This is a genomic window from Pontibacter rugosus, from assembly GCF_042678745.1.
Classification (GTDB): Bacteria; Bacteroidota; Bacteroidia; order Cytophagales; family Hymenobacteraceae; genus Pontibacter; species Pontibacter rugosus.
Genome location: NZ_JBHTLD010000252.1, coordinates 1 through 6,139, shown reverse-complemented (window position 1 = coordinate 6,139; position 6,139 = coordinate 1). Strand labels below are relative to the sequence as shown.

At 46.7% G+C, this 6,139-nt stretch carries 6 protein-coding genes; 2 read left to right on the top strand and 4 right to left on the bottom strand.

The genetic code is table 11. The features are described 5' to 3' along the window. Nucleotides 1-23 precede the first annotated feature (23 nt). Together ACFQ2O_RS19115 and ispF are read right to left on the bottom strand one after the other, a co-directional pair. Nucleotides 24-1,667, bottom strand: a complete 1,644-nt coding sequence (locus ACFQ2O_RS19115) for a M28 family peptidase (protein WP_377531766.1) — start codon at nucleotides 1,665-1,667, stop codon at nucleotides 24-26. Between the two features lie 102 nt (nucleotides 1,668-1,769). Further along, on the bottom strand, nucleotides 1,770-2,255 hold the full coding sequence (gene ispF, locus ACFQ2O_RS19110) for a 2-C-methyl-D-erythritol 2,4-cyclodiphosphate synthase (RefSeq protein ID WP_377531762.1): 486 nt from the start codon (nucleotides 2,253-2,255) through the stop codon (nucleotides 1,770-1,772). 223 nt (nucleotides 2,256-2,478) lie between these two features. On the opposite strand from ispF, the gene ACFQ2O_RS19105 reads away from it, so the two are divergent. Next, nucleotides 2,479-2,952, top strand: coding sequence for a DUF2243 domain-containing protein (locus ACFQ2O_RS19105; RefSeq protein WP_377531759.1), 474 nt, complete (start codon nucleotides 2,479-2,481; stop codon nucleotides 2,950-2,952). 11 nt (nucleotides 2,953-2,963) lie between these two features. After that, entirely contained in the window at nucleotides 2,964-3,758 is a 795-nt protein-coding gene (locus ACFQ2O_RS19100; protein WP_377531756.1) for a cytochrome c oxidase assembly protein, read from the top strand. A gap of 293 nt (nucleotides 3,759-4,051) precedes the next feature. Here the strand turns inward: ACFQ2O_RS19100 and ACFQ2O_RS19095 are convergent, their stop codons facing one another. Together ACFQ2O_RS19095 and ACFQ2O_RS19090 are read right to left on the bottom strand one after the other, a co-directional pair. After that, nucleotides 4,052-5,155 (bottom strand): alkene reductase, encoded by a 1,104-nt coding sequence (locus ACFQ2O_RS19095; protein WP_377531753.1) that lies wholly within the window; start codon nucleotides 5,153-5,155, stop codon nucleotides 4,052-4,054. Between the two features lie 90 nt (nucleotides 5,156-5,245). Further along, the gene (locus tag ACFQ2O_RS19090; protein ID WP_377531750.1) at nucleotides 5,246-6,064 is read right to left on the bottom strand and encodes an aldo/keto reductase; all 819 of its coding nucleotides are present in this window, start codon (nucleotides 6,062-6,064) and stop codon (nucleotides 5,246-5,248) included. Between the last annotated feature and the right edge of the window lie 75 nt (nucleotides 6,065-6,139).

Genomic DNA, 6,139 nt, shown 5'->3' with positions numbered 1-6,139 from the left:
ATTTCTAATTATAACTCTGAAATCTATTTCTTATTGCTGTCTACAACAATGCGGTTTTCGCGGTTAGCCAGTTCCCATGTCACGTGGAACGCCAGGCGTGCCACTTTTTCAGCACTATCGAACAATATCTTATCTACTTCGTCGCTTGGCTTATGGTAATCGGCGTGCACACCGTTAAAGTAGAACACGATCGGAATGCCATGCTTGGCAAAATTGTAGTGGTCTGAGCGATAGTAAAAGCGGTTCGGATCGTTCTCGTCGTTAAATGTATAATCGAGTTTCAGATTCACGTACTTTTCATTCATCTGCTCGTTTATCTGGTGCAGCTCCGAAGACAGTTTATCAGCGCCGATCACATAGATGTAGTTGCTGTCGTTGGTTTTCTCATGCTCAAAGTCCATGCGGCCAATCATGTCGATGTTAACGTCAGCTACAGTATTTTCGAGCGGGAAAATAGGGTTTTCAGAATAGTACTCAGAGCCAAGAAGGCCTTTTTCCTCACCTGTAACAGTCATGAAAAGTATGCTGCGACGTGGGCCGAAACCATCTTTTTTGGCTTGGGCAAAAGCTTCGGCCACTTCCAGCACAGCCACTGTGCCAGAGCCGTCATCATTCGCTCCGTTAAAAATCTTGTCACCTTCCAGCGATTCGTCTACCCCAACGTGGTCGTAATGAGCAGTAACTACCACTACTTCTTCTTTTTTGTCGGTGCCTTCTATGTAACCTAATACGTTTTCGGTTGCCAACGGCTCTGCATTGCGCTCCGTCTTTATTTTTACATCCTTGGCAGCTGTAAAGTTAGACGCTACAGGCTTGCCTGCTTGTGCTACCTGTGTGTTATAGTTTAAGAGTTTCTCTGTTGTAGTGCCAAGCAAAGAGGCGCCTGCTACCGGAGAAATAAACATCGTTGCTGTCGACTGGCTCTCATTGCTGCTTTTCAGGCCAATGGACGGACGGCTGGCATAAGCTTTATAACGCTGCGTCAGGCTGTTAAACTCGCCAGGGTTGGTGCCAGTGACGATCATCACTGCTTTTGCACCGCGCTTGGTAGCTGCATTGCGCTTAGAGCGGTAATCGTTGCCCCAGTCTGATGCTTTGTCAGTGCCGCTGATCAGGTAATTTCCGTTCGGGCCTTTTGGCTCGCCAGCTAATACCACCAGCACTTTGCCTGTTACATCCAGGTTGTTGAAGTCAGAGTATTTGGCATCGTCTATACCGTATCCGGCAAATACCACATCTACTGCTTGCTCTGTTTGAAAAGGAGAGCTACCCAGCACAAAGAAGTCCTGCATCATCAGGTATTTCTCCTTGCCTACAGTAATATGTCCGTCACCCCACTGGCTTTTCTCCAGATCGAAAGTTTGGTAGTAGGGGTTTGTTGTGTTGCTTTGCACCGGGCCTGTTAGGCCATCCTCACGGAACTCGCGGGCAATATACTCAGCAGCCATTTTCTGTCCTTTTTCACCAGTGTTGCGGCCTTCATACTCATCAGAGGCAATAATGGTCAGGTGCTTGGATAGGTCTGCCGCTGTAATGGTTTGAGCGTACTTTGGTGCCGCCTCGCTTAATTTAGCTACATCGGTTGTTGGCTTACTGGCGCTTGGCCCTTGGGCACAGCCATAACCGATGGCAGCCAAGAGTAAGCAAGCGTAGAGATTGTGTCTCATTGTTTAGTTTGAGTAAGGTATAATAATGTATAGTTCTAAGAGCAGGTTAGACTGCAAAGGGTGCCATTAGTTTAACGCCCCTCAGCAGCCAGGCCGCTATACTTACTGTTTCTGGATAAGTACGGTTGCAAACGCGGCTACTCCCTCTTTCTTGCCTACAAAACCTAAATGCTCTGTAGTAGTGGCCTTGATGGATATATCCTCTTCAGGAATTCCCATCACTTCTGCCAGGCAGGTTTTCATGGTAGGGATGTGTGGGTTTACTTTCGGCTCCTGCAGGCATATGGTAGAGTCTATATTGCCGATCTCGTAGCCCTCGTTAGTTAAAAGCTGTATTACCTCTTTTAAAAGTATTTTAGAGTCGATGCCTTTATACTTAGGGTCTTTGTCGGAGAAGTGAAAGCCTATGTCACGCATGTTAGCTGCACCCAATAAAGCATCGCAGATGACGTGGATCAGCACATCAGCATCGGAGTGGCCAAGGGCACCGTGCGTGTGCGGAATCTTGATGCCGCCGAGCCAGAAATCAAGCCCTTCTTGTAGTTGGTGCACATCATAGCCGAAGCCAGTTCTTATTTTCAGTTTCATTTTGCAGTTCGTATGGTAAGTATATTCCAGCTCCTGGCGCAGAAGCATAAAAGTAAAAGTAGCAAATCAGGCGTAAAGATGGTAGCGAAGCCAGCGCTTTTTGCTGCTGCTACTTATGCCAAAGCTGGGGCAGTTGCCATAACTAAAAGCCGCATGATCTATTCTATCAAAATAACCGTAACCAGCTGTAGCACCTTAAACCTTACCAAAAGCAGTATCAGTGATGGAGTCTTCTAAACAAAAGCATCATGAAAAGAGCCGCTCCCGATGGGTAGGTGTGCTGATCGGTGTAGGCGTAATGGCCGCTGTAGACGAAATTATTTTCCACCAACTCCTGGCATGGCACCACTTCTATGACCAATCTACACCTGCTATTGGCCTTTTGACAGATGGGCTGTTGCATTCCGCTGAACTCGTAGCAATAGTAGCTGGTTTTTTTATGCTCTCAGACTTGCGCCACCGGCAAGCTTTGGCAGGAAACTGGGCATGGGCAGGCTTCTTTTTAGGGCTAGGGGGCTTTCAGCTGTTTGATGGCATCATAGATCACAAGGTGCTGCGGCTGCATCAGATCAGGTATGGCGTAGACAATATATTGCCGTACGATGTTGCCTGGAACCTGGCAGGCGTTATACTTCTAATAGTTGGCATCTGGCTTGCCATGCGTGCACGGGCTGCTGGTAAAAAGGCTTTTAGATAAGGCAGATGGAGATGGCTGCACACCACACGGACTCCGGAAGCATGGCTTCTTACCTGGTGCCTTGGCTGCTGATAACTGTGCTGTTGGCAGCTTATATAGGAGCAGTGATACAGCAGAAACGAGCAGCTAAGCATTGGAGCAACTGGCGTACCGGCGGGTTTATACTTGGGTGTGGCTTGTTGATTGTCGCTATGTCACCTGAGTTAGTCAAGTATGCACATCACGACCTAAGAGGGCACATGATACAGCATCTATTAGTAGGCATGCTTGCACCGTTGGGGTTGGTTTTAGCTGCACCTGTTACGCTGGCGCTTCGCGCGCTGCCTGTTCATGCTTCCCGAAGTATAACCGCTATACTTAAGAGCAAGCCAGTCCACCTGCTCAGCCATCCGGTTACGGCACTGCTGCTCAATGTTGGGGGCATGTATGTGCTCTACCTAACGCCGCTTTATAGTTTAACCTTAACTACTCCTTCCTTGCATCATCTGGTGCACATTCATTTTCTGTTAGCTGGCTGCTTGTTTGTGTGGGCTATCGCTGGGCCTGATCCTAATCCGAACCGCGCAGGTAAGTATACACGGCTAGCTGTGTTGTTCCTAAGTATGGCGGCGCATGCTTACCTGAGCAAATTTATGTACGCCTACAGCTGGCCTCGCAATACACCACACGACATAGAGCAGATTCAGGAGGCGGCACAGTTGATGTACTATGGTGGTGATTTTGCGGAATTGCTTCTGGCTGTTGCTTTTTTTGCTGGCTGGTATCGCCGGCGGAAGTCTGCTGCCTATAGATTGCAGGAAGTATAGCATACCATCAAGTATAGGAGCGACTTCGTCTAATTTGGTGTAGATAAAGCTATTCAAATAAACCTACTCCTAACCCCTCTCGAGAGAGGATCCAGTACAAGCTCCGTAAGCTATGGCTATAGCAGGATCGCTCTCCAAGCCAGTTGAGTTACAAACTCGACACCATTGTAGGATCAGGTTGCAAACTTGTACCTGATAAGGACAGAGAAATAGTTGATATAGCTATTGATGAAAATAAAAAGCCAGCTACCGTAGGGCAGCTGGCTTGAAACTGAATAGATATTGCCTTCGGCTTAAGCGTTTGCTTCCTGCAGAGAAGGGTAATCAATATAGCCTTCGGCACCTGGTGCGTAAAACTTACTTGTATCAGGTTTCTGTAGCTCGGCATTTTGTGCAAAACGCTCTGGCAAGTCAGGGTTGGCAATAAACGGAACGCCATAGGCTACCATGTCTGCATCACCATCCGCAATTACCTTGTTGCCAGTTTCCTGCGTAAAGCCACCGTTAATAATTAGGTTGCCTTTGTAGATTGGGCGGTAACGCTTGGCAATATGCGCCTCAATATGTGGCACATCGTACGTTGCCGGCGATGCCTCTGTTAAGTGCAGGTATGCTAACTTGTAGTTGTTCAGCTTTTCGATCATGAAATCGTATGTCGGGATCGTATTTTCGTCCACTGTAATCCCAAAGCCGCCATGCAGACTTGGGTTCATACGAACACCTACTTTCTCTACTGGCACCACTTCTTTTATTGCATCCAGTATCTCAAACAAAATTTTGCTGCGATTCTCCTTCGACCCGCCATACTCATCTGTACGCGTGTTAGCGACAGTTACAAAAAACTGATGCAGAAGATAACCATTGGAAGCATGAATTTCTACGCCATCAAACCCTGCTTCTATAGCATTTTTCGCTCCGTTTTTGAAATCCTGCACTATCTGCTTGATTTCAGGCACCGTTAGCTCACGTGGAGTAACTGTATCTTTAAAACCCTCCGGTGTAAAAGACTTATCGTTGGGGTTGATGGCAGATGGAGCTACCGGTAACTCTCCGTTCTGGAAGTCAGGGTGCGACATGCGGCCAACGTGCCACAACTGCAGGAAAATTTTGCCTCCTTCGTCGTGTACAGCTTTTGTTACTTTCTTCCAGCCCTCTACCTGCTCCTGTGTATAAATACCGGGCGTGTTTATATATCCTATGGCCTGCTCTGAAATAGGTGATCCTTCAGAAACGATCAGGCCCGCACCAGCACGCTGGCGATAGTAGGTCACCATTAAATCGTTTGGTACAGCACCTTCATTGTCGGCACGGCTGCGTGTCATGGGAGCCATGATAACACGGTTATTCAGCTCCAGGTTGTTTAATTTAATTGGTTGTAATAATGCTTGATTTTCCATTTATCAGGTGTTGTTTTTCAATTATCAAAGTATAAACTATCGCTGTTGATAGTATTCACTCATTCAAAATTCAGTTATTCAAAATTTAAATTAATCCCAGTCAGGAGCGAAGGATGGGCTGACAAGGCGGGTATTCTCTTGCGTTAGCTTGCTTATTTTCTGCATCTCCTCTTGTGTCAGCTCAAAGTCAAAGATGTTGAAGTTAGAGGCCACATGAGATTCTTTTGAAGTTCTGGGTATAGCCAACACGCCATCCTGTTGGATCAGCCAGCGCAGTGCTACCTGCACTTCGTTTTTGCCATACTTATCGCCGATGCTCTTCAACGTTTCGTTGCCCATCACCTTACCTTGAGCAATTGGGCTATAAGCCGTCATGGTCAGGTTGTGCTGGCGCAGGTACTTGTATAGTTTATCCTGGTTCAGGAAAGGGTGGTATTCAACTTGGTTTGTGATGATGTCGGCACCGGTAGCTAATACTTTCTCAAGTAAAGCAGTAGTATGGTTACTAACGCCAATATACTTGGCGTATCCTTTTTCCTGCGCTTTTACCAGCTCGCCTATATACTCATCTACGGGCACTTCAGCATTCGGCCAGTGAATCAGCAGCAGGTCTACATAGTCCGTATCCAGTTTTCGCAGGCTTTCCTCTACGGATGGCAAAAAGTGCTTTTTATCCAGGTTGGCAGGCAGCACCTTAGTGGTGAGAAAAACCTCTTCACGGGCTATACCTGATTCTTTTATGGCTTTGCCGACACCAGTTTCATTGCCATACATTTGGGCAGTATCGATGTGGCGGTAGCCGGTATCTAAGGCAACTTTTACTATTGTGTTTGCCAGCTTGTCGTCCAGTTCATATGTTCCGAAGCCTAAAGCTGGAATAGTGGCTCCTTTTAGTTTGATATATTTCATAGTGTGGGTTTGTACATTATTTGTTTATACAAATATTATTATAAAAAAATTCTTTTAGCCCCTTAGCTTATCGAG